Raw genomic sequence first — 20,751 nt, 5'->3', positions numbered from 1 at the left:
GTCCGTTCCGCCGCTTACCCACCAGCAGGCTGCGTTATTGACTGCCAGACCTCGTCGAGCTTTTTCTCCGAAACCGAGACAGCTGTTCCGAGTTGTTGCGCAAATGTCGAAACCCGGAACTCTTCGATCAGAAAACGGAACTGAACAAGACGAGAGTTTTTTGAAACAGCCGAACCGAGTTGCTCCTTCGCGTGCTTCCAGCGTCTCCAGTAGACGTCAATTCGACGTTGATGGGTGCGATCTTTCTGGAAGCCTCCCGTCGTCGCTTTATTCCAACGGATTTCCATCGCCTGAAAGTACCGGGGATACTGCCCCAACCAGCCGAGTGGATAGTCGGACAAGAATCCGGGAGCCACCAGATCAGCCAGTTGATCTTTCAAATCGAGGACGAGGTCTTGCGTCGCTGGGGCCATCTTCCTCTCGAGCAGTCGTCGTGTTGAATGATAGCCTTGCAAGAGTGGTTCAAGCACTGCAATCAAATCTTGCACAGCGACGGCATATTGATTCCGGGTTTGAAGAAGCCGGGCATCCCACTCCGCGCGATTCCTCGGGAGATCGTTTGTGCGAAACAATGCTGCCTGAGCGATGGCAAAACCAATCTCTTCTTCAAATTTTCTCCCATCGGGCAGTGTCGAAGCTTGCAGGAGGATTTGTTGACGTCGAGGGAGATGTCGGACCTGTTCGCGAATTCGCTTCTGATCTTCAAGCAGAACAAGACGAACAAGTGCTCGACGTGTTTGCATCTGGGCGTCGAATTGTGATTCAGCCAGCCGGAGGCTCACCGATTCGCCTCGGTCGACGAGCATCGGAAAAGCCACGACCGTCACTCCTCCCCGACTAAACGAAACCTGCTGCGGCAGATCTCCGAACTCCCAACTGGTGATCCCGTCACGCTTCCAACGCTTGTCTTCGATCGACTGAACGATTCCGGTCGCTTTCTGACGAGCCTCTTGTCGAAGCTTCTCAAGATTTCGACCGGATGCGATTTCCCGATTCTGATCGTCAACGACTCGAATATTGAAGTGCAGGTGATCAGGAATCCGATCCGGTTCAAATGCCGAAACTGGAACGTGTTCTCCAGAAACTCTTCGCAGTTGAACCGCGAGCTCAGACAGAAGGTCTCCCTGACCATAGTTCAAGTGCTGGACGACTTCTTTGGCCGTCTCCGGCGCAGGCACGAACAGAATTCGCAGAGCCTTGGGAAGCGTCTTGATCAGCGCAGCGACCTTATCTTCGAGCAATCCCGGAACAAGCCAGAAGAGACCTTCGCTCGAGAGTTGATTCAGCCCCTCAACGGGAACTTGAAGCGTCACCCCGTCCATGTCCGAACCGGGATCGAGATGGTACTGAACCGGAAGTTGCATTGTCCCGATTCGAATTTCATCGGGAAATGCTGACTGCCGGGGGACGTGTTCATCGGTGAGTTCGAGATGATGTTTTTGCAGGAACAACAGATCAGGCTGTTTCTCTTCGGCAACTTTTCTCCACTTCTCAAATCGCGGACCATCGAAGATGTCTTTCGGAAGCCGCTGATCATAGAAGTCGAACTCCAAATCTTCGCTGGAAAAATACTGCCCCTGTCGGAGTTTCGCCTGCCATGCAACAAGTTCTTCTTTGAGTTGAACGTTATGCTGAAAGAACTCTCCCGGAGACTGATACTTCCCCTCCATCAGTCCCTGATTGATAAACTGCTCGCGGCAAAACTCAGGATCGACGTGGCTGTATCGGCAACGCCTGCGAGGGACAATCGGAAGGCCGAACAGCAGCACCTTCTCAAACGCCATGACACACGCTGATTTTTCATGCCAGTGCGGGTCGCTGTAAGTCTTTTTGACGAGATGCTTCGCAGCACGTTCAATCCAGATTGTTTGAACGGGAGCAACACAGCGAGCATAGCGTTTGGTCGTTTCAACCAACTCGGCAGCCATGATCCATTTCGGCTTCTTCGAGAATGCGACCGACCCCGGCCAGATGAACAGCTTCTGACCACCAGACCCGGTGTATTCGTGTGTTTCACCTTTCAACGCCACATTCGAAAGTAGGCCGGAAAGGATTGCACGATGGACAGCATCTTCGTTGTTACGCCGATCAGCGAATTTCAGCCCGTTGTTCTTGGCGACGTCTCGGAGCTGACGATGCAAGTCTTTCCACTCCCGCATTCTGTTGTAGGAGAGGAAGTTCTGAGCACAGGCTTTTCGGAGTTTGCTTTGCGACAGTTTCTTTTCGAGACCCGTGAAGAAGTCCCAAAGTTTGAGCAACGACAAGAAGTCGGAATTCTCATGATTAAACTGCTCGTGTGCCTGATCCGCCTGCTTTTGTTTGTCGATCGGTCGATCTCGTGGATCTCGTAATTCGAGAGCAGAGGTGATGATCAATACTTCTGGAAGTGATTGTTCCTCTTCAGCTGAAAGGATCATGCGAGCGATCCGGGGATCGACCGGCAGACGACTCATCGTCTTACCGATTGAGGTCAACTCTTCTTCTTCGTCGATGGCACCGAGTGCGAAAAGCGACTTCACTCCGGAACGAATCGCCGACGGTGTTGGCGGATTGATGAAGGGGAAGTCTTCGATCTTCCCGAGTTTCAGCGACTTCATTTGCAGAATCACAGACGCGAGATTCGTTCGCTGAATTTCAGGTTGAGTGTACTCATCGCGAGAGTTGAAATCGCCTTCTGAATACAAGCGAACGCAAACACCGGGCGCAACACGTCCGCAGCGGCCCTTTCTCTGATTTGCTGAAGCTTGGGAAATTGGCTCAATCGGCAAACGCTGAACTTGGGATGTCGCTGAGAAGCGGCTCATCCTCGCGGTTCCTGGATCGACGACGTAGACGATTCCCGGAACAGTTAATGAGGACTCAGCGACGTTTGTGGCCACGACGATCCGTCGGTGCTCTTGCGGCTTGAAGACTCGATTCTGATCCTTCTCGGAAAGTCGTCCGAACAGCGGGAGGATTTCAGTCGCTCGGTTTTCAAAGTCGCCGGCGAAGTGCCGTCCTTTCAACACCCGGGCGGTCTCTCGAATGTCTCGTTCAGTCGGCATGAAAACGAGAATATCGCCTGGTCCTTCCGCAGCGAGTTCTTCACACGCATCCGCCGCAGCACGATGCCAGTCGACGTCGTCTTCATCAGAGTCGACAGGGGGGCGATAACGCACTTCGACAGGATAGGTTCGCCCGGAGACTTCGATAATCGGGGCGGGTTGATCGTCATCAGCAAAGAACTCCGCGAATCGCTCAGCATCGATGGTCGCTGAGGTGATGATCAATTTGAGATCGGGACGCCGCGGGAGAATTCGCTTGAGGTATCCGAAGAGGAAGTCAATGTTGAGCGAGCGCTCATGTGCCTCGTCGATGATGATCGTATCGTATTGCTCGAAGTAACGATCCGAAGGAGATTCCGCCAATAAAATTCCGTCGGTCATCAACTTGATCAACGTCTTTTCCGACGTGGAATCCGTGAAACGGATCTTGTAGCCGACTTGAGTTCCGACGGTTGAGCCCAGTTCTTCCGCGACGCGGGCTGCGACGCTTCGAGCAGCAATTCGTCGTGGCTGTGTGTGGCCAATCATCCCATGCACGCCGCGTCCGGCCTGGAGGCAAATCTTCGGAAGCTGTGTCGATTTCCCCGAGCCTGTCTCTCCGGAAACAACAATCACCTGGTGTGATTGAATTGCCTTTAGAATCTCTTCGCGCCGATGGCTGACGGGCAAGGCGTCATCAAATTTGAGTTCGGGGACTGAATCACTTCGCGTGCTGGCAACAGCTTCGGACTGTTCAATCTTCCGCTGAAGTTTATTCAGACTTCGATCGAACGGCTGTCCTTGATTGGCTCGACGCTCAACCGTCTTGACCATGCGGCGAAGTTCATGACGATCCGTAATCATCGCCTTATCGATTCGCGTGATCCACGATTCAGAGTTAAAGACTTCCGGAGCGGTCATGAAATCAAATCTAATAAGTTATCGCAGTGACTGAAGTATGGGTCGTTCGTGACACACTCATTTGGCGGTGCTGCACGAGATCAAGGACGCCTCGGGATCGGGATTCGCCTGCTCATTCGTGTCCAGAGCAATGGAGATCACGAAATTGCTTCGGCGATCGAGGAAATTGCAGAGTGTGAGGGACACGGCGGGCTCGAATCAAGTTCGAGGCTGACGTTCAGAAAGAATTGAACTACAGAATCTCTCGACTGGCCGTTGCAGTACCTTCTCGGAACAACGGTTGAACGACGCTCCAGGGAATCTGCATCGCAGCCCCATCGGGACCAGCCAGTGCGATGAGTGCAACCATGGCCTGATCGTCAGTCAGATGTACCTCTTCAGAATCGATCAAGACATCGAACAAGTAGAGCCGATAGCCCATGCGATACTTCTTGGGAACAACGCGACGTCGATCGGGTTGATAGACATCATCGTGAAGCAACTCAGAGAGCTCTTCGTGTTTGGAGTCGTCGATTTCTCCCGTGTAAAGTTGCCCTAAGAATGTCCCCAAGCGATCGAGGTCATTGAGTGGAACTTCCTGAAACGAACCGAGAACGAGCGACGGACGTTTGCCCTTCGAACCGACTGCAGGCCCCGAAATGATAACCGTACCAATCACTCCTTGGATTCGCTCGGCATTGTCGATGAGCTTCTTTCCGCAGTTCCCTTGAAATCCGCCTCCTCGCAGACCGAACCAGACGAGTTTGATGCCGTGCCACGCGCCGAGCACAGTGGCAATCATCACCGAGCCGATGAAAATCGATCCCGCTGAAATGAGCAGTCCCATCCAGAGTGGAGTCGTTTCCTCTTCGAACCGTCTCGCAGCCTCAGGAGAGCCGAGGTACTTTTCGATTCTCTTTTGAAGACGCTCTTTCGAAACTGTCGTCATCCGCTTTTCTCCGGCTCGCCGGTCAAATGGTGACAACCGAATAAACGCAGTGACACGCCAAAATTCTCTGACGGACCCACTGCGTCCACCGACTCGTGTGTCACGTGTTCTCCAAAGTGAAGTTGTCCCTGAAACGCCTGAGATCAACAGGCATCACGGAACAACTTCTCGGAGAATTCCTCGCGGCTGTCTTAGTAAACGCCGACGGTCGTCTTCTTGGCAAACACATGGAACGGTCGAGTTCCACTGATTCCATCCCAAGGATATTTCATGTGTGGCTTTTCGCGTTCCCCTTCATCGCGTTCCATGAACCCGGGAATAAAGAGTTCATCGGTCAACGTCGTCAGCTTAACGCGTCCCGTCGCTCCGTAGTCGACGACCTTTGAATAGTCATCGAAGTCGACCACTTCAATTGCCGCTCGTGGCTGTGGTGCGTAGTAGGTGATTTTGTAGTCATCTGCTGGATCGAATGGCTTACCGCAGGCCAGTCCCATCAATGTGTTTCCGTAAGTCGGAGTTACGAAAACGTCGGGGCCGAGAAGTTCTTCTTTGCAGAAGCGATACCACTGCGGAGTGAACTCAGTTCCACCGGCGAAAATCCCTTTGATGCCGATCTCGGCGATGCTCGTCCCCTCATCCAGCAATCGCATTGCCAATGCTTCGAGAAGCTTTGGAGTCGCGAACATACACTTGATGTCGTGCCCAGCTGTCAGCACGGTGTAGGCTTGATCAATCACGTGATCCGCGTAAGCCTTCGCGCCTTCGACGTCGCCTTTCTTCAAAAGTTTCACAACCCAGCGAGGGTCGAGGTCCACGCAGAAGCAGATTCCACCACGAACCTGACACAGATGCTCTACTGCGAGTCTCAAGCGGCGAGGTCCGGAAGGTCCGAGCATGAGCCAGTTCGATCCCGGAGGAAAATCTTCGTCGCTGAGAGTCTTGGAGAACTCTTCGTAGTCGATGAAGTGATCGCGAACGACGCAGCGAGATTTTGGAACCCCAGTCGTTCCGCCCGTTTCGAAGGTGTACTTGTGATCTCCGTGCCACTTCTTCGGCAGGAAACGTTGGACAGGACCGCCCCGCAAAGCATCGTCTTCGAACAGCGGAAACTTCTTGAGATCGTCGAAGCACTTCACATCTGTGAGTGGATTGAAGTCGAGCTCCTTGGCTTTCTCGAGCCAGTATGGAGCTCCAAGCTCAGGATCGAAATGAAGTTGCACGATTCGAACGGCTTGTTCGTCCAACGCCTTTCGGGCATCGCTGCAAAGTTGTCCAAGTTGATCGCTCAAAACTCTCTCCTGACAAATGCATATCAAATTACGAATCCGAAACTCCGAGCGAACCGAGCCAGATTTCTGCTCAGTGGTGTTCGCCAGCAGTTTCGTCTGTCTTGTCTTCTGAACTTCTCCAGCACCTTATCGCAACCGTCTTCACGATCGCTCGCTCGCGAAACACGAATTCACAGTCATGAAGTAAACGCGACCGTTATCGGCGGACATTGATCATTGATGATCGTGAATACCGAAGTCTTGAGCCAGCAAAACAGAGCACGAAAAGACGGATGGATGGAAAGTGAAGGTGCGTCGAAGGATCGATTGACGGCCATAAACGCAGCCGGTGAGTCATCATACGGGGTGATCAACTCGCTGCTGAAACGATCATCCGCAGAAAAGTTTCCCGAAAAACAAACAAACTCTTTCCGGGGACGTAATTGATTGTCAATCGACTTTCGCAATCATAGAAAAGCGGGAGACCTTTGCAAATTCGCGGCAACCTGATCGCTCAGACAAATTCTGAGGTTTGCCGAACTCAACATACCACCCCCAACCTTTCCCAAACGAGGAGCCGCATCGTGAGCCTGTTGTCCGCAGCTGCATCACAGAAACAACTGGCGCTCTTCTGCCGGTCTCTGGGAACCTCTCTGGAATCGGGAATTGATGTCGTTCGGGCCCTCCAGTCAGCCAGTCGAAGAACGTCGGGAAGCTTCCGGGTGATCCTTGACGACATTCTCGATCAGGTCAAATCGGGAACAGACGTCGCTACAGCTGTCGAATCTCACGGAACTTACTTCCCCGATCTGTTCAGCGACATGATCCAGGTGGGAGAGCAGACAGGCTCATTGCCCGAAGTGCTGCGGGCTTTGGCGGATCACTACGAAAACAGCGTTCGCCTGAGGAAAAACTTCATTTCACAGATCACTCCATCGCTGATTCAGTTGGTCGTTGCAATTATCGTCGTCGCTGGTCTGATCACAATTCTTGGTTGGATCGCAGCTTCGAGTGGAATGAACCTCGACATCCTGGGCTGGGGACTCGTCGGCGTCTCTGGCGCTCTGAAGTGGTTGGGATTCTGGGCGATGGGTGCGGTCGTGCTGTTTGTCACCTACCAGATCCTCAACCGCAGCCTCGTCGGTAAAAAATCGATGCATCGCACAATGATGCGAATTCCGTTCGTTGGTCGCTGCATGCAAGACTTCGCGATTGCACGATTCTCATGGGCATTTCACCTCACTCAGAATGCTGGCATGGCGATCGATCCGAGCCTCGATTCCAGCATGCGGGCGACTTCCAACGGGGCTTTTATTGCGTCGACCGACCACGTCATCCGTGACGTGAATCAAGGAGAATCACTCACCAGTGCCCTCGATGCCACCCAGTTATTCCCCGAAGACTTCATTCAGACGGTCGACGTCGCAGAGACAGCCGGCACCGTTCCCGAAGCACTACATCGCCTCAGTCCGCAATTTGAGGAAAACGCCAAGCGGAGCCTGCAGTCACTCACGGAAGCTCTCGGTTGGGCCATCTGGACGATGGTGGCCGGGTTTATCATCTTTGTCATTTTCCGTGTCGTGTTGTGGTACGTCAGCCTCATTAACGATGCACTTCAAATGACATGAGAAACGATCGTTGCCGACTCGCAACTGGCCGCCATTCGACCTCCGGACGACTGACAACCCAGAACAAACGGGCAAGACTGGAAAACAGCAAAGCTTCGAGAACCTAGAAAGATTCTGCGAGTTCATGTTTTGAAACAGCGCAATACTCTCCCTGAAACCTGATCTCAAAACAGAACTTAACCACTTTGAAAGAAAACACTTACAACTATCGAATCAATCTCCTTCAATGATCTCCGATGCTTGACATTCATGAATGCCCCCATTAAAAACTGAGATTCTTTGGCATAGAATTCAAAGACTTAAGACCAATCTGGGGCGCACGGATGCACCGCTTGTTGTTCAAGCGTACACACAACCTTTTGTTTGACTGCATCCGATGGCTAAGAAATCGACCACTCGCAAGTCCCGCTCGGCGGCGACCAAGCCCTCTTCTTCAGGAGCAAGTGCGTCAAAGCCGCGGACTCAAAGTCCGGCTGCACAACTCAAGTCGATTGACCGAGAGTTGGTCAAGCTCATCAACGAGCGGCTCAAGCTCACGATTTCAGAACTCCAGGGTCTGACCGACCGCAGGGATATCTGGTTCGATCCTGATCTGGAACGCGAACTCTGGGAGCGGCTGGAAGGCTTCAACAAAGGACCTGTCAGTCGGGACGTTTTGAAGAGCATCTTCCGGGAGATTCTCAGCTCAGCTCGCGAACAGGTCAAAGAAGTCCGCATCGCCTATCTTGGCCCACAGTTTAGTTTTACGCACCTCGCTGCTCTCGAGAAATTTGGACGAACGGCAGTCCTCATCCCGGTCAACTCCATCGCTTCGGTCTTCGAAGAGGTCAACAAGGGGCACGCGGAATACGGAATCGTCCCGATCGAAAACAGCACTGATGGCCGCATCGTCGATACCCTCGACATGTTCACGCGGCTGCCGCTACGGATTTGTGGTGAAGTCCAAATCGAGGTCCACCACAATCTTTTGTCTCGCTCACCGCGCAGCGAAATCTCCGAGATTTACAGTAAGCCGCAAGCCCTTTCACAATGTCGCGACTGGCTTGCCCGAAGCATGCCACAAGCGAAACTCTACGATGTGACTAGCACATCGACAGCTGCAGCCCTCGCTCAGACAAAACCCGGTGCTGCAGCCATCGCCAGTCGGCAGGCAGCTGTCCAGTACGGATTGGAAATCGTTGCGGAGTCGATCGAAGACAATGCTCACAACGTGACACGGTTTGCCATCATCGGCGATCAGGAAACAAAGCCGACTGGACGCGACCGCACAGCGCTGTTGCTTCAGATCCCACACTCGCCTGGCTCATTGACCGACGCACTCAATGCCTTCAAGTTGAACAAGATCAACTTGACCTGGATCGAGTCGTTCCCACTGCGAGGACCGGAAACCGGTTATCTCTTCTTCCTCGATTTCGAAGGACATTCCAAGGACGCGAAAATCAAGAAGGCACTCACGCTTCTTGAGAAGAAAGCTGTCCGGCTGGAAGTTCTCGGATCGTATCCGCGCAGCGAAGTCTCACAATAAGCCTTTGACGTTCCGTCACTCCTCGTCGGCTGGTTGTGAATCAGCCTCTCCATCGCGCGGGAGGAACTTTCCGACCTTGTCGAGTGACCAGGCGGCTCGGCTGAACTGAGCTTTGCTCTTCGGGTCGCTGACTCGATCTTCCCATTGGAAGACACCGAACGGAACCTCTGAAGAGAACCAGACATCGCGCTGAAATCGCTGAAGCTCGCCTTCTGGCTGCTCGACATCGACATATGTGTAGCCAATGTGAGACTTAATGGCGTCAGTCTTCAAGATGTTGTCGATGTATCGAACTCGAGAACTGGCATAAGCTCGTCGCTTGGGGACTCCGTAGAAGAACTTCAGCTGTTCTTCAGTCAGTGCTCCCCCGTCTCTCGCCTTGATGTAGTCAGCCGGCGGAAGGCCTTTCAGCATAGTTGGTCGATACACGAGATATTCAGTTGCTTCTCCATTCAGCACGACGCGAACCGCTCTCCATCCATCATCTGCTGGACCAGCATCTTCGAGTCGCAGAGTTTGCGTTGCCCCGTCTGTCGTGACCGTTGAGAACTCCGCCCAGTAGTCTTCGTCGAGCTCTCCCGTCGGCAGTTCGCCAATCCACGAGTAGTACTTGCGATCGAATTTCGGCCGTGGCGTTGAATAGTCGATCCAGCCTTTTGACTCCATCACTTGGAAGATCCACGGTTGCGTCCAAGGAGCGTCTGCCGGATACCAAGCTGAGAAGAGCGAGGGAAGCAGAAGTACTACACACAAGCCTCGAAAAAATTGATTCATGCCGAATCGATTCATCAGCGGCAGCACAGCCAGAATCCAAAACGGAATCAGCCACAGCATCCACCTCAAAGCAACACTCACTCCTCCGTAGTTGTAGTTGTCTGTCTTCGTCATGTAGAAGCCCAGGACAATCGCAGTCAGCATCATCCCCGCGATGTGAATATTGCGAAGCGAGTTCTTCCACCAGAGTGCAACCGAGAGCCAACTCAGGACAGTCAGAACGAAAACCGGCGTCAGCGACAGAATTCCGTGATGCCCGATTGTGCAGTGCATGAAGTAGGTCAACGGAGACTCTTTGGCCTGATCGATTCCTTGCGGGTCCATCCAGTAGCTTGGCTTGCCTTCGTGAATGAACCGGTATTTCTCCGTCCCGTAGTACATATAGAACGGTTTCCATCCGCCGGTCGCGTGATAGTTAGTCAGCATGAACAGTCCAATGGGAACCAGCGCCGCCGGAACAAAGAGAGACCACGTCTGACTCGGATATTTGCGGACAAGCAGAAAGAAGAGAATCAGCCCATAGGCAGCAGCGGGAAGTTCGTTACAGACTGCAAAAGCTGCCGTCAGACCGCACACGGCGAATCGCCAACCCGACACCTTCTCCTCAACAAGAATGGAGATCCCCAAGACCAGCGAGTAGATCAGAAACGAAGCCCCAATGGTGTGATTGTTGAAGACGGTCAAAAAGGGAACCAGCAGAGTGGCCCATGTGATTGCAGCGGCGAGAAAGTACTGACCGAATGCGTTCTCGCAATGTCGCTGAATCAGACCAAACATCATCCATAACGCAATCGTCATCGGGACGATGTTGATGATGAACAGAATGATTCTGGTCACAGCTTCCGTGTTCTTGAGCAGTGTCAGCCCTGTAACCGTCTTCACCGCCCGATAGATCTCAGCCACGATGCGAGGGAGAAGCGGGGGTTTCGTCGAGTAAAAGTGATCATTGTGTTTGACGAGGTCGATTGTGTCCCATCCCGATTGCTTCCGGATTTCGTCGATTTGATACGTGTTCTTCTCGACGATTGAGTACACCGTACACCACCGTGACCGGTCATTCGCGCTCTTGAGAGGTGCTGTCGCAACGAGTCGAGCGGTGATCACGCCAAGAAATGTGGTGAGCATGATCAGCGTGAACAAACGGAAGTTCGATTGAGAGGAGGTAGACAAGGTGGGCTCTGAATGTCTGGGCGGTCCTGTCGTTACAGGAGTTCGCGAAGATGAAAGTGGTGTTTGCCAAGCTTGCCGCCATAGTTTCCTGCTGTAACTCGCAGAATTCCGGGCACTTGAGTCGCAGCCTGAATTCCGACCCGCATCGCAGCTTGAACGGAATCAAAACTCAATCCATCGATCACAAGTTCGTAGACACACTGGCAATTTTCGGGGAGGTTGGATTCAACGAGTGGGCGAAGCGTGGGGCAATAGGCGTCGTTCGTGCTGGCTCGGAGCTTTGGATACTGGGAACCGACTTTGCTTCCCGATCGAACAATCCCGCCGGGAAAGGGAAGGATCACGTCTGGAACAGTCGAGATAGCTTCAACAGCTGCCTCTGCTGAAGCGAGTGCTGAGGCCTGTGATTCACCGAGAATAATCAAGTTTCCGCCGCCGACACCGGTGACCGTCCCGAAGGTGTCTTCACAGAGAAATTCCCCGTCCATGGTCGGGATTCTCCAGAAGCGACGATTCCCGAGCTTCTTGGAGAACTGAAATCCATCGCCGAAGTAGCGAAGGGCTCCACCGACTGAGATCTTCTTATCCGATGGACAATCGGAAATTCCATTGAAGCAAGCGGACGTCGGAGTTGTCAGAACGCATTGTCCAACACGACCTTGGACAGCTTTGGCGAGTGAATCTCGATCGAAGGCAAAGACGAGAAGTGAAACTCCCGGCCGGCCGTCGGGAGACTCTTCAGGGAGAAGCGTCGTTTCGAGTGCAGTTTCGCAATCGCACGCGATCACACTCGTCGCATTGCCGGACATCTCTGCGGCCGCGATCTGAGCCCACTTTTCGTTGTGCGCGGTCACGATCACCCGAGTTCCCTTCATCGGGAACGCTTCGGCAAACGTGTCAGCGATTTCGACCCCATTCAGGCGCAGCAACTCAGACAATGAACTCTTCCGCAACCAGACTCCGGAGAACTACTCTCGACGGAGTTTAGAGCCTCTTTCCTCACGAAGAAAGCCGGACACCTCGAGCAGGTAGTCTTTCCAGTGCACTCACTTACGCGGTCTAACGCATTCGGAAGCTGAGTTTCCTCGTGCGAATTGGTGCAAACCAGTTTTAGAACTACTCTCGCCAAAGCTGTTCGAGCGTGCCTTCGTTCGAACAGCTTGTTAGGGCAAGATCTCTAACTCACTCCCCCCAAGAGTCGGGAGCGAATCGTTCAACCTGTCGCGAGTTGAGTCATTTAGAATTTGCGGGTGACTTCTAAAGTGCGTTGCCGTCGTCGCTCTTCATGGAAACTCTCTCGGCGTCCATATTCTCATTGGAGCTGGTGACCGCCTTTTCGAGCCGACTGATGATTCCATCCATCGTATACGGTCCGGGAATAGCGACCGCTTTCTCATTGACGTTGGCCGGGAAGATCACCGTGAGCGGGACACTCACGACACCGAATCGTTCGAGCCATTTCTTGATCTCCGGATCCTCACGTGTGAAGTCGGCGACCATTGGAACGACTCCGTGTTTCCGGACGAACTCGACCGTCTCCGTTCGATTCAACGCCCAAAGCTCATTCTGTTTGCAGACGTTGCACCAGTCAGCTGTGAAGTCGATCAACATCGGCACGCCTTGTTGGCGAAGTTCGACCATCCGTTCCTCTGAAAATGTCTCCCACGGCATTTCGTCGATTCCAGCAGGAACGTCCGATGACACCTTCTCACTCTGTTCCTGTTTCGTGTCAGCAAGCCTTTCGGACGTCTGCATTCCATAGAGCCCAGCCGCGATCACCGGACCGGATACCAGAACAGCGGTCAATAATGGCTTTCCCCAGATCGCTTTTCCGGAAGCGGGAGCAAGTCCTATCATCCACAACAAGAGTGCCACGCCTAGCAACAGAATCAGAACAGGAATGTGATAAGAGTCACTCAACGCCGTCGCCATCAACCAGATGACTGTCCCCATTAAGACGAAGCCAGAGAACTGCTTGAAGCGAACCATCCACATACCGGGCTTCGGAAGCCAGTCAACGATCCGTGGAAAGAATCCAGCCAGGACATACGGGGAGGCCATCCCGAGTCCCATTGTGGCGAAAATCAAAAAGTTCGCAGCGGTTGATTGGTTCGCTGCGAAAGCCATGACAGCACCCATAAACGGGCCGGTGCAAGGAGTCGCCAGCAGTGTTGCGACGATCCCAGTGTTGAATGCACCGATCAGACCTTCGTTGTGCTCATTGGCAGACGGAACAAGTCCCGGAACTGGAAGTTCGAAGACACCCAGCAAGCTAAGCCCCATCGCGAAGACGACCAACGTCATCACAATGACATAGTTGTCGTTCTGAAACTGTCCTCCCCAACCAATCGCAGATGAGACCACCGCGAGAACGAGAAAGACCAGAAGAACCCCAGCTGTGTAAGACAGATTCAGCGAGAGCACGCGCAACCGGCTTTCCCCAGCTTGTTGCACTAGACTGAGAATCTTGATCGCCAGGACCGGCAAAACGCACGGCATTACGTTCAGCAAAAGCCCCCCAAGAAAAGCGAGAGGAATCGCCACCCCGAGAGATTCGATCGCTCCTTCAGTCTCAGAGGCGAAGAGGTCGTCCACCGGCGAGGGACTCTTCGCATCTGATGACGCGACCTGTTCACCTGAGTCGGCTTCGGTTGCAGTTTCCGCCGACTCGGTCGAGGTCACGGCTGACTCAAGAATCGGACGTGCGTTGGCAATATCGGCGGGAAGCTGCAAGGTCCCCAGCGAGAATAGAGTCGGGTTGGGTGGCAGGCACGATGTCTTGCAAATCTGATAAGAGATCGACCCCTGGATTCCAACTTCACTCGGGTTCGTGACTCGGAATGTCTTGCTGAACGTCACATGATCCGCGTGGACGTTTGAAGTTCCGAAGTCCGAAGTTTTTGCTTCAGGTGCTGGTGTCGACTTGAATTCCGTGAGTTCCTTGAGACCAGAGACTTCCTTGAGTTTGATGACGGTCGGCAACTCAATTTGGGTCTCAGCTTTTTTTAACCCGTATGTATGCCAGTCATCCAACAACTTCATCTGCAGCGACAAGGTGACTTCATCGCCAACTTTGAAGTCGGCCGGAGTCAGTTGAATCCCCAAACGAACAGGGTCGCCCTCAAGCTCTCCGAGCTTTTTACGCTGTGGGGTGATTTCGTACCCGTATTTAAACGGACCATCAAGGGTCACTTCTTCTGACGAGACCGACGGAATTTGAACCGTGGGAGCGTCAATCACTTCGCCGGGAGGAGCGAACAATTCGGAGACGTTCGATTCAGACTCTGCCTTCTTTTCTGGCGAGTACTTGGCCACAAACTTTTCAGATTGAGGAGTACAGCTTCCAGCATCACACAGGAGAAAATCAATTGTTCCGGAGAAGCTGGCGCTGCGGATATCGGTCCCTTGCGGAGCGAGGTACCGTCGTGAAAAGACTGTTGTTCCGATGAGCTTCTCGACTTCTTTATTGAAGAGTTCGTCGAATTGCTTCTTCGGCTTTGGTTTCGGAGTGAACTTGTCATCGAGAGCGGTCCAGCCCTTGATGTTCGAAAGCTCGATCACAGTCGGCTTTGCAAAGTCTTTGCTTTGAGAATAGCTGTTGGCACCCTCGGGAATCGTCAGCGTCAATTCAAATTGAACGACACCTGGCTTATCCGTCGGGCGAAGCGCAGCCTCAACCGTTGCTTCCTTTGGAGCCAAGCCCTGAAAAGCAGGTTTCTGCTCGACCTCAAACAACCCGGGAAAAGCATCTTGTCCCGAAACAGGTGTTGCGGAACTCTGGAACAATAGGCAAATCACAGCAAATGCCGCGAACCATGCACGTTGCATCAATGTATCCTCGATCTCTGATCGACTCTTAGAAACTTCGAAACCTGTCATTTTCAGGTTCTCGATATCTCAACAACAGCAGACGATTTTACCCGATCAACTCGACCGAAGCGAGATGTCTCTCAAGATTGGTTTCATCACCAGCCTGCTTCCAAGTTCGTTAAATTGGGGAACAGATGTCGCTGAGATTTTCGTTTTCTGAAGGCTTTCAAAACCGCCAGGTATTCTGCTCAGTGAAAACCGACTCAATCGACTTTCACACTTTAAATTATCGAGACATTCCGCCAACGAGTCTGTGCCACAGATCACATTTCTGACGAGATGGACGATTTGGAAGCGAGTTCGGTCGCAAACTTTCTGGCGACCCCTCTTGGATGGGGCGCATTGCAGATCACATTGCTGACAGCGACTCGACTCGCCCCTTCCTGAAGCACGAGAGGCAGTCGATCTTCGTCAATCCCGCCAATCGCAAACCAGGGGATTGAGGTTTCTCTCGCCATGGCGGACACGAAGTCGAGTCCGGGAAAATCAGTGAATTCCTTCGTCTGTGAAGAGAAAGTCGGCCCCACTCCCAGGTAATCAGCACCGTCAAAGATTGCAGTTCGAGCCTGTTCGAGGCTGTGCGTTGAAACACCAATCAACACTCGGCTTCCCACAATCTGCCGGGCCTCAGCGACGCTCATGTCATCCTGACCGAGATGCACTCCGTCAGCTCCGACAGCGACGGCAATATCTGGGCGGTCATTCACAATGAACAAGGTATTGTGTTCGGCTGTCCAGCTTCTCACCTGGGCTGCGAGATCAATTAACTTTCGGTCAGGCCACGACTTCTCTCGCAGCTGAACCACGTCAACACCGGCTGTAATTGTGTTGCGAACCGTCTGCTCAAGCCCGTATCGACAACTTTCGGAGGTGACGAGCAGGTACAGGCGGGCATCGGCCAAACGGATTCGGCTGTGCACACACGTTTCGACAGCTTTCTCGATCGTATAAAACCGATATCGAATCTGCTCGAGCTGCTGGCTCCACTCGGGGTTGAGTTGTTTTGAGAACTCTTCGATCGTTCGAAGCGACTCTTCCGTCCGCTTGAGATTGGCCCGAAGCACGTCGAGTGAAGTTTCCCGTCGAGTTTCTGATCCGAGCGTTTCCTGAGTTCCAACGTCGCGGATAGTGTCGCGGCAACTCACCCACTGTGATTGCCCAAGATAGTTCAGCACCGTTGTCAGGTCGTGCCGCAAGCTCTTCAGCGATTTAGAGAGAAGTCGATCGTTGAGCGCGAATCGAACGTAATCCTCAACGACGCGAATTCCTTCTCGGCAGCGGTTTGACGACGCATCCAAGACTCGGAACAGCGTCGCTTCGTCGACCGCTCCAATCTGAACCGGTCGAATCTGAAATTCCTCTTTGACTTCGATTTCTAAAGTGTTCTCAGGAGTTTCGAGTTGGCCAGCGAGACTCTCCGGCTCCACACCCTGTTCGACGAGAAACTTGTGAATCGCTGGGCTGAGACCAATCGCAGCGAGCAACAAATGCTCGGTGCCCGTCACACCTTCCTCGGAATGTTCAATCGCAATTCGATCAGCATGGCGAAGCAGCGTCATTTGCCACTCACGCTCCGAAGCTGCTTCCTGCTCGATTGGCCATTGGGCGTCGTTGAGGATTGAAGCGATCGACTCGTCAGACAGGGAGATCAGAGTGCTCGCCTGGTTTTCATCGATGAAAAGTTCATGCAGCAAAAGCTGAAAGAGTGAACACGAAACCTCTTCGCAGCGGGCTTCAGTGACTCGCTCGAGAATTCGAACGACTCCTGTCGTCAAATTGCGATCTGCCCATGGAGATTCGTGAAATTCGTTCATGACGCTGTCATTCTGAAGGGAAGGTCGCTGGACGCAAGTGAAGCAACCGGACAATTCGTTCCCAAGTGCGGTGGGCGAGAATTTCCTCTATTGTCGATCGCAAAACCAAATGCTGCAATGGTCTGACCACGCAGTTCTACGCTCCCAATTATTCAATCCGAGGATCTTGTCCGGATGCCACGCCAACGCACAGAGGAACTGTTCGCCGGAAAACATCTCAAACTGGTCAAACAGGGAAAATGGGAGTTCGCAGAGCGCGTCAACGCCAGGGGAGTCGTGGCCATTATTGCGGTGACCACCGACGACTGTCTTGTTTTGACCGAACAGTATCGTCCCCCGGTTCAGAAAAAAGTCGTCGATCTGCCCGCCGGACTCGCTGGAGACATCCCCGGTCAGGAACAGGAGCAGTTCGAGCAGGCAGCCCGACGCGAACTGCTGGAGGAAACAGGTTTTCAGGGAGAGAAGTTCGAGTTTCTCTTGAGAAGTCCATCATCCGCTGGAATGACGTCTGAAGTGGTCGACTTCTACCTCACTCGTGACGTCGTTCAAGTCGAAGCTGGTGGCGGAGATGAGTCCGAAGACATCAAGGTCCACGTCATCCCGATGGGTCGCATTGCTCGCTGGTTGCAACGCAAACAGACCTCGCGCACCATGGTCGATCAGAAGGTTTACGGCGCGCTTGGATTGCTCGCGATGCAAGAATCTGAGAACAAGTGAGATCCGGAGAGCACTCCCGGAAGTTTCTCGGGATTCTCATCCAAATCAATGAATCACGGATCGGTCAGATTCGGAGCCCAGGTCGATTTTGAAACCGGTGGAATTTCACCGGATTCGGGAAACGTTCCCTGAACTGCTTGACTGATCTGAGAGGACAATTCCGTGATGAGCGACTGGTGTTCTTCTCGCTCTGCCAAATTTGTTTGCTCCAACGGATCGGCGTCGTGGTCATAGAGTTCTCGCCCCGCTTTTCCGGAATCCCATTCCGTATACCGCCATCGTGGCGTCCGCAATGAATATCCGAAACGACGCTTTGCATTCCCTCCGCGGACGACTTCGGTGAGCGCCCAACCTCTGCCGGTTGCAGATGGGTCATTCAAAATTTCAACGAGGCTTTGACCCTGAAGATTCGAGGGAGCCTCGACATTGCAAAGTTCGCAGAGCGTTGGATAAAGATCGATATGACCAACCGGCGTTTCCGCGACGCTTCCGGCTGTTTTCATGTCCGGAACTCTCATGATAAGTGGCACACGAGCGCTCTCTTCGAAGAGGCTCATCTTCTGCCACAACCCATGCTCACCAAGGTGATACCCATGGTCACTGGTGAAGACGACAATGGTGTTCTCCGCGAGTCCAAGTTCTTCCAGCTTGTTGAGAATCCGCCCCACTTGGGCGTCCATGAATTCAATGCTTGCAAAGTAAGCTTGTTTGGCTTGCTGCCGAAGCGAATCGTTGAGCAGGTCGTGCTCTTTCTTGTGTGATCCGAGTGCATCTGCTGGGAGGTCCTTCACATCTTCCTCGACTCCGGCAACAAGCGGCATGTCCTCAACCGGATAATTGTCGAAGTAGGGAGCAGGGGCCACGTAAGGAGTGTGTGGCCGATAAAAGCCGACAGCGAGAAAGAAGGGACGTTCCCCCTCACGAGCACAGCGTTCCAGAACCCACTCTGCGTCGCTGGCGAGCATTCCGTCCGTGTGCAGCTTGTCTTCCCGCGGTGATGCATACCAGCTCAGTGTTCCGCCAAAGTTATTTGGCTTCAACGTGAAGATATCCGGCTCTTCGAGAAGCCGATCGCACCCGGCAGGGTTTAATTCCAATTCCCATGAACCGGGATCATCGTGACCATTTGTCCCGACAGATTTGGGGACGTTGTAGTGATAGAGCTTTCCAATCCGGGCTGCGAAATACCCAGACATCCGAAATGAATGTGACAGACTTCGATGGCTGGGAATTGTCTGTCGAAAGATCTGGCTGTTCGAAAGAATTCCGGTGCTGTTCGGATAGAGCCCGCACAGCATTGAATTTCGACTCGGTCCGCATAGCGGGTACTGACAATATGCTTTCTCGAATTTGACTCCTCCTTCTGCGAGGCGATCGATGTTCGGAGACTTCACAAACTCGTGCCCGTAGCACTCCAGCGAGTTATTCAGATCGTCAGAGATGATGAACAGCACGTTCGGACGATCTGCAGCCAAGCCGCTCGCCGCGAGTAAACAAATCGTCAAAGCGATCAAAGAGAGAGACCGCACCTGCTGGCGAACTTTGGCAATCGGCATTCAATGTTTCCTCAGAAGAACCCATCAAGATAAGTTATTGCGATTGTAGTGAGCCCCCCGGTTGGACAGTAGCAACTCACAATGAATCCCTCCGAACACCATCTAACTTCGCCACAAAAGTTTGGTCCGATCGAACGGCGACAGGGAATCGACACACTCAAAACGTGATTTGACAACCCTTCTCCGCGATGTATGATCCAGCTTCGACACAGGTGCTTGCTTGCGTGTTGTAGGTGAGAGAATAGGGAAGACGGTGCGAATCCGTCGCGGTCCCGCCGCTGTAACCGGGGACAAAAGCCGTTAAGACCACTGAGATCATCAGCAGCTAATGAATCTGCTCCAGATCTCGGGAAGGTGCGGTGAGTCGGTTGATCCGGAAGTCAGAAGACCTGCCTGGACGTCGCTGAAAACGTTTTAGCTCTGCTTGAGACGAAACTGCTTCCTGTCTGTTCTCGCATGTGATCAAAGCGTCGAAACAGATCAGAGTGGGTTCGAATAAATAGGGCTAAACGCGCTGTCGAACTGATCGGATGCTGGTTCGTCAGAATGCACTCAATTGACAACGGAGAATTGTCATGTGGACTTCTCTTGTGCCTCGCCTGCGGCGAAGGCATCCGCGATCTTTCTATGCCCGCAAACTGTCGACTCAGCGTGGATTTACACTCATCGAATTGCTGGTCGTCATCGCGATCATTGCCATTCTAATCGCCCTTCTGCTCCCAGCTGTACAACAGGCCCGCGAAGCTGCACGCAGAACTCAGTGTCGCAACCGGCTCAAACAAATCGTTCTCGCACTCCACAATTACGCTGATGTGCATTACGAGATGATGGTGCCATACGTCATCGAAGACACCGAGCGATTGAACTACCTCACGAACTTCTCCGGCGGGCAGGGGACTGCTCAGTTCTGGTTTGGCGTTGTTGACTATGACGAAACCGACATCTCCCAGCAACTCGACTATGCAAAAGGCCCTTTGGCTTCGTACATGGAAACGAGTTACACCTCATTCCAGTGCCCCAATTTCGGTCCTCCTCAGATGGATACAGTTCGGTTCGGCCGGCCAGCTTCCGGATTTGCATTCAACGGCTACGAGCTATCCCGGTCTTCGGGGATCAGTTGGGATCCCCCCACTTACGCAGCTCAGCCAAGTCGGCAACCAGCGACACGTCGCTTCCGAGATGTGGTATCGATGAGTCAAACCATTGCGTTCGCTGACAGTGCACAAGTGAAAATGACTTCTTTCTCTCCGCCGCAATTCAGCTTCGAGGAAAACTGGATTCTCGACGCTCCCAGCCGCAACTTCCCGAACACCCATTTCCGTCACTCTGATTCCGCGAACGTTGCCTTCCTCGATGGTCATGTCGAAACCTTCGGACGCAACTTCTCCATTCAGGTCCCCGGACCGAATTTCGTCTTGCAGGAACAAGCGAATCTGATGGATGAAAAACGGCTCGGACATGTGACTGACGGTGACACGGACAATCCCGACAAATTCTATGACCGCAAGTAGGTTCGTTGAGGCGGGCTCTTCGGGCCACGATCTGCGTCTTTGATGT

At 53.0% G+C, this 20,751-nt stretch carries 12 protein-coding genes and 1 riboswitch; of the genes, 4 read left to right on the top strand and 8 right to left on the bottom strand.

Features of this window, described 5'->3' with window-relative positions:
* Positions 1–14: 14 nt before the first annotated feature.
* From hrpA to AB1L42_RS10670, 3 genes are all read right to left on the bottom strand, one after another.
* Positions 15–3,944, bottom strand: coding sequence for an ATP-dependent RNA helicase HrpA (gene hrpA / locus AB1L42_RS10680; protein WP_367054470.1), 3,930 nt, complete (start codon positions 3,942–3,944; stop codon positions 15–17).
* A gap of 232 nt (positions 3,945–4,176) precedes the next feature.
* Entirely contained in the window at positions 4,177–4,872 is a 696-nt protein-coding gene (locus tag AB1L42_RS10675) for a hypothetical protein (protein ID WP_367054463.1), read from the bottom strand.
* A gap of 191 nt (positions 4,873–5,063) precedes the next feature.
* On the bottom strand, positions 5,064–6,161 hold the full coding sequence (locus tag AB1L42_RS10670) for a hypothetical protein (RefSeq protein ID WP_367054457.1): 1,098 nt from the start codon (positions 6,159–6,161) through the stop codon (positions 5,064–5,066).
* Positions 6,162–6,724: 563 nt separating this feature from the next.
* Between AB1L42_RS10670 and AB1L42_RS10665 the strand changes: the two genes are divergently transcribed.
* Both AB1L42_RS10665 and pheA read left to right on the top strand, forming a co-directional pair.
* Complete coding sequence (locus AB1L42_RS10665; RefSeq protein WP_367054451.1) at positions 6,725–7,768, top strand: type II secretion system F family protein; 1,044 nt, start codon at positions 6,725–6,727, stop codon at positions 7,766–7,768.
* Positions 7,769–8,144: 376 nt separating this feature from the next.
* Positions 8,145–9,293, top strand: coding sequence for a prephenate dehydratase (pheA, locus tag AB1L42_RS10660; protein ID WP_367054444.1), 1,149 nt, complete (start codon positions 8,145–8,147; stop codon positions 9,291–9,293).
* 15 nt (positions 9,294–9,308) lie between these two features.
* On the opposite strand, the gene AB1L42_RS10655 is transcribed toward pheA, so the two are convergent.
* The 4 genes from AB1L42_RS10655 to AB1L42_RS10640 all read right to left on the bottom strand — a co-directional run bounded on the left by AB1L42_RS10655 (position 9,309) and on the right by AB1L42_RS10640 (position 16,921).
* Positions 9,309–11,237: a hypothetical protein gene (locus AB1L42_RS10655; protein WP_367054436.1), complete on the bottom strand. Its 1,929-nt coding sequence runs from the start codon at positions 11,235–11,237 to the stop codon at positions 9,309–9,311.
* 32 nt (positions 11,238–11,269) lie between these two features.
* Positions 11,270–12,163 (bottom strand): formylmethanofuran--tetrahydromethanopterin N-formyltransferase, encoded by an 894-nt coding sequence (gene fhcD / locus AB1L42_RS10650; RefSeq protein ID WP_367054832.1) that lies wholly within the window; start codon positions 12,161–12,163, stop codon positions 11,270–11,272.
* A 331-nt stretch (positions 12,164–12,494) separates the two neighbouring features.
* On the bottom strand, positions 12,495–15,065 hold the full coding sequence (locus tag AB1L42_RS10645; RefSeq protein WP_367054433.1) for a cytochrome c biogenesis protein CcdA: 2,571 nt from the start codon (positions 15,063–15,065) through the stop codon (positions 12,495–12,497).
* Positions 15,066–15,370: 305 nt separating this feature from the next.
* On the bottom strand, positions 15,371–16,921 hold the full coding sequence (locus tag AB1L42_RS10640) for a thiamine phosphate synthase (protein WP_367054429.1): 1,551 nt from the start codon (positions 16,919–16,921) through the stop codon (positions 15,371–15,373).
* A gap of 174 nt (positions 16,922–17,095) precedes the next feature.
* Between AB1L42_RS10640 and AB1L42_RS10635 the strand changes: the two genes are divergently transcribed.
* The gene (locus AB1L42_RS10635) at positions 17,096–17,638 is read left to right on the top strand and encodes an NUDIX hydrolase (RefSeq protein ID WP_367054424.1); all 543 of its coding nucleotides are present in this window, start codon (positions 17,096–17,098) and stop codon (positions 17,636–17,638) included.
* 53 nt (positions 17,639–17,691) lie between these two features.
* Here AB1L42_RS10635 and AB1L42_RS10630 read toward each other — a convergent pair whose 3' ends face one another.
* Complete coding sequence (locus AB1L42_RS10630) at positions 17,692–19,194, bottom strand: sulfatase (protein WP_367054417.1); 1,503 nt, start codon at positions 19,192–19,194, stop codon at positions 17,692–17,694.
* Positions 19,195–19,387: 193 nt separating this feature from the next.
* Positions 19,388–19,606, top strand: a riboswitch (cobalamin riboswitch).
* A 163-nt stretch (positions 19,607–19,769) separates the two neighbouring features.
* Between AB1L42_RS10630 and AB1L42_RS10625 the strand changes: the two genes are divergently transcribed.
* Positions 19,770–20,705 carry a DUF1559 domain-containing protein gene (locus tag AB1L42_RS10625; protein WP_367054414.1) on the top strand — a complete coding sequence of 312 codons (936 nt, stop codon included), beginning with the start codon at positions 19,770–19,772 and terminating at the stop codon, positions 20,703–20,705.
* Positions 20,706–20,751 lie beyond the last annotated feature (46 nt).

The organism is Thalassoglobus sp. JC818 (genome assembly GCF_040717535.1).
Lineage (GTDB): Bacteria > Planctomycetota > Planctomycetia > Planctomycetales > Planctomycetaceae > Thalassoglobus.
This window is presented reverse-complemented; position numbering and strand designations above follow the sequence as displayed.

Excerpts from the sequence above, each read along its gene's own strand:
- hrpA (WP_367054470.1), bottom strand. The coding sequence starts at position 3,944 with ATGACCGCTCCGGAAGTCTTTAACTCTGAATCGTGGATCACGCGAATC.
- AB1L42_RS10675 (WP_367054463.1), bottom strand. The coding sequence starts at position 4,872 with ATGACGACAGTTTCGAAAGAGCGTCTTCAAAAGAGAATCGAAAAGTAC.
- pheA (WP_367054444.1), top strand. The coding sequence starts at position 8,145 with ATGGCTAAGAAATCGACCACTCGCAAGTCCCGCTCGGCGGCGACCAAG.
- AB1L42_RS10645 (WP_367054433.1), bottom strand. The coding sequence starts at position 15,065 with ATGCAACGTGCATGGTTCGCGGCATTTGCTGTGATTTGCCTATTGTTC.
- AB1L42_RS10640 (WP_367054429.1), bottom strand. The coding sequence starts at position 16,921 with ATGAACGAATTTCACGAATCTCCATGGGCAGATCGCAATTTGACGACA.
- AB1L42_RS10635 (WP_367054424.1), top strand. The coding sequence starts at position 17,096 with ATGCCACGCCAACGCACAGAGGAACTGTTCGCCGGAAAACATCTCAAA.
- AB1L42_RS10630 (WP_367054417.1), bottom strand. The coding sequence starts at position 19,194 with ATGCCGATTGCCAAAGTTCGCCAGCAGGTGCGGTCTCTCTCTTTGATC.
- AB1L42_RS10625 (WP_367054414.1), top strand. The coding sequence starts at position 19,770 with ATGTGGACTTCTCTTGTGCCTCGCCTGCGGCGAAGGCATCCGCGATCT.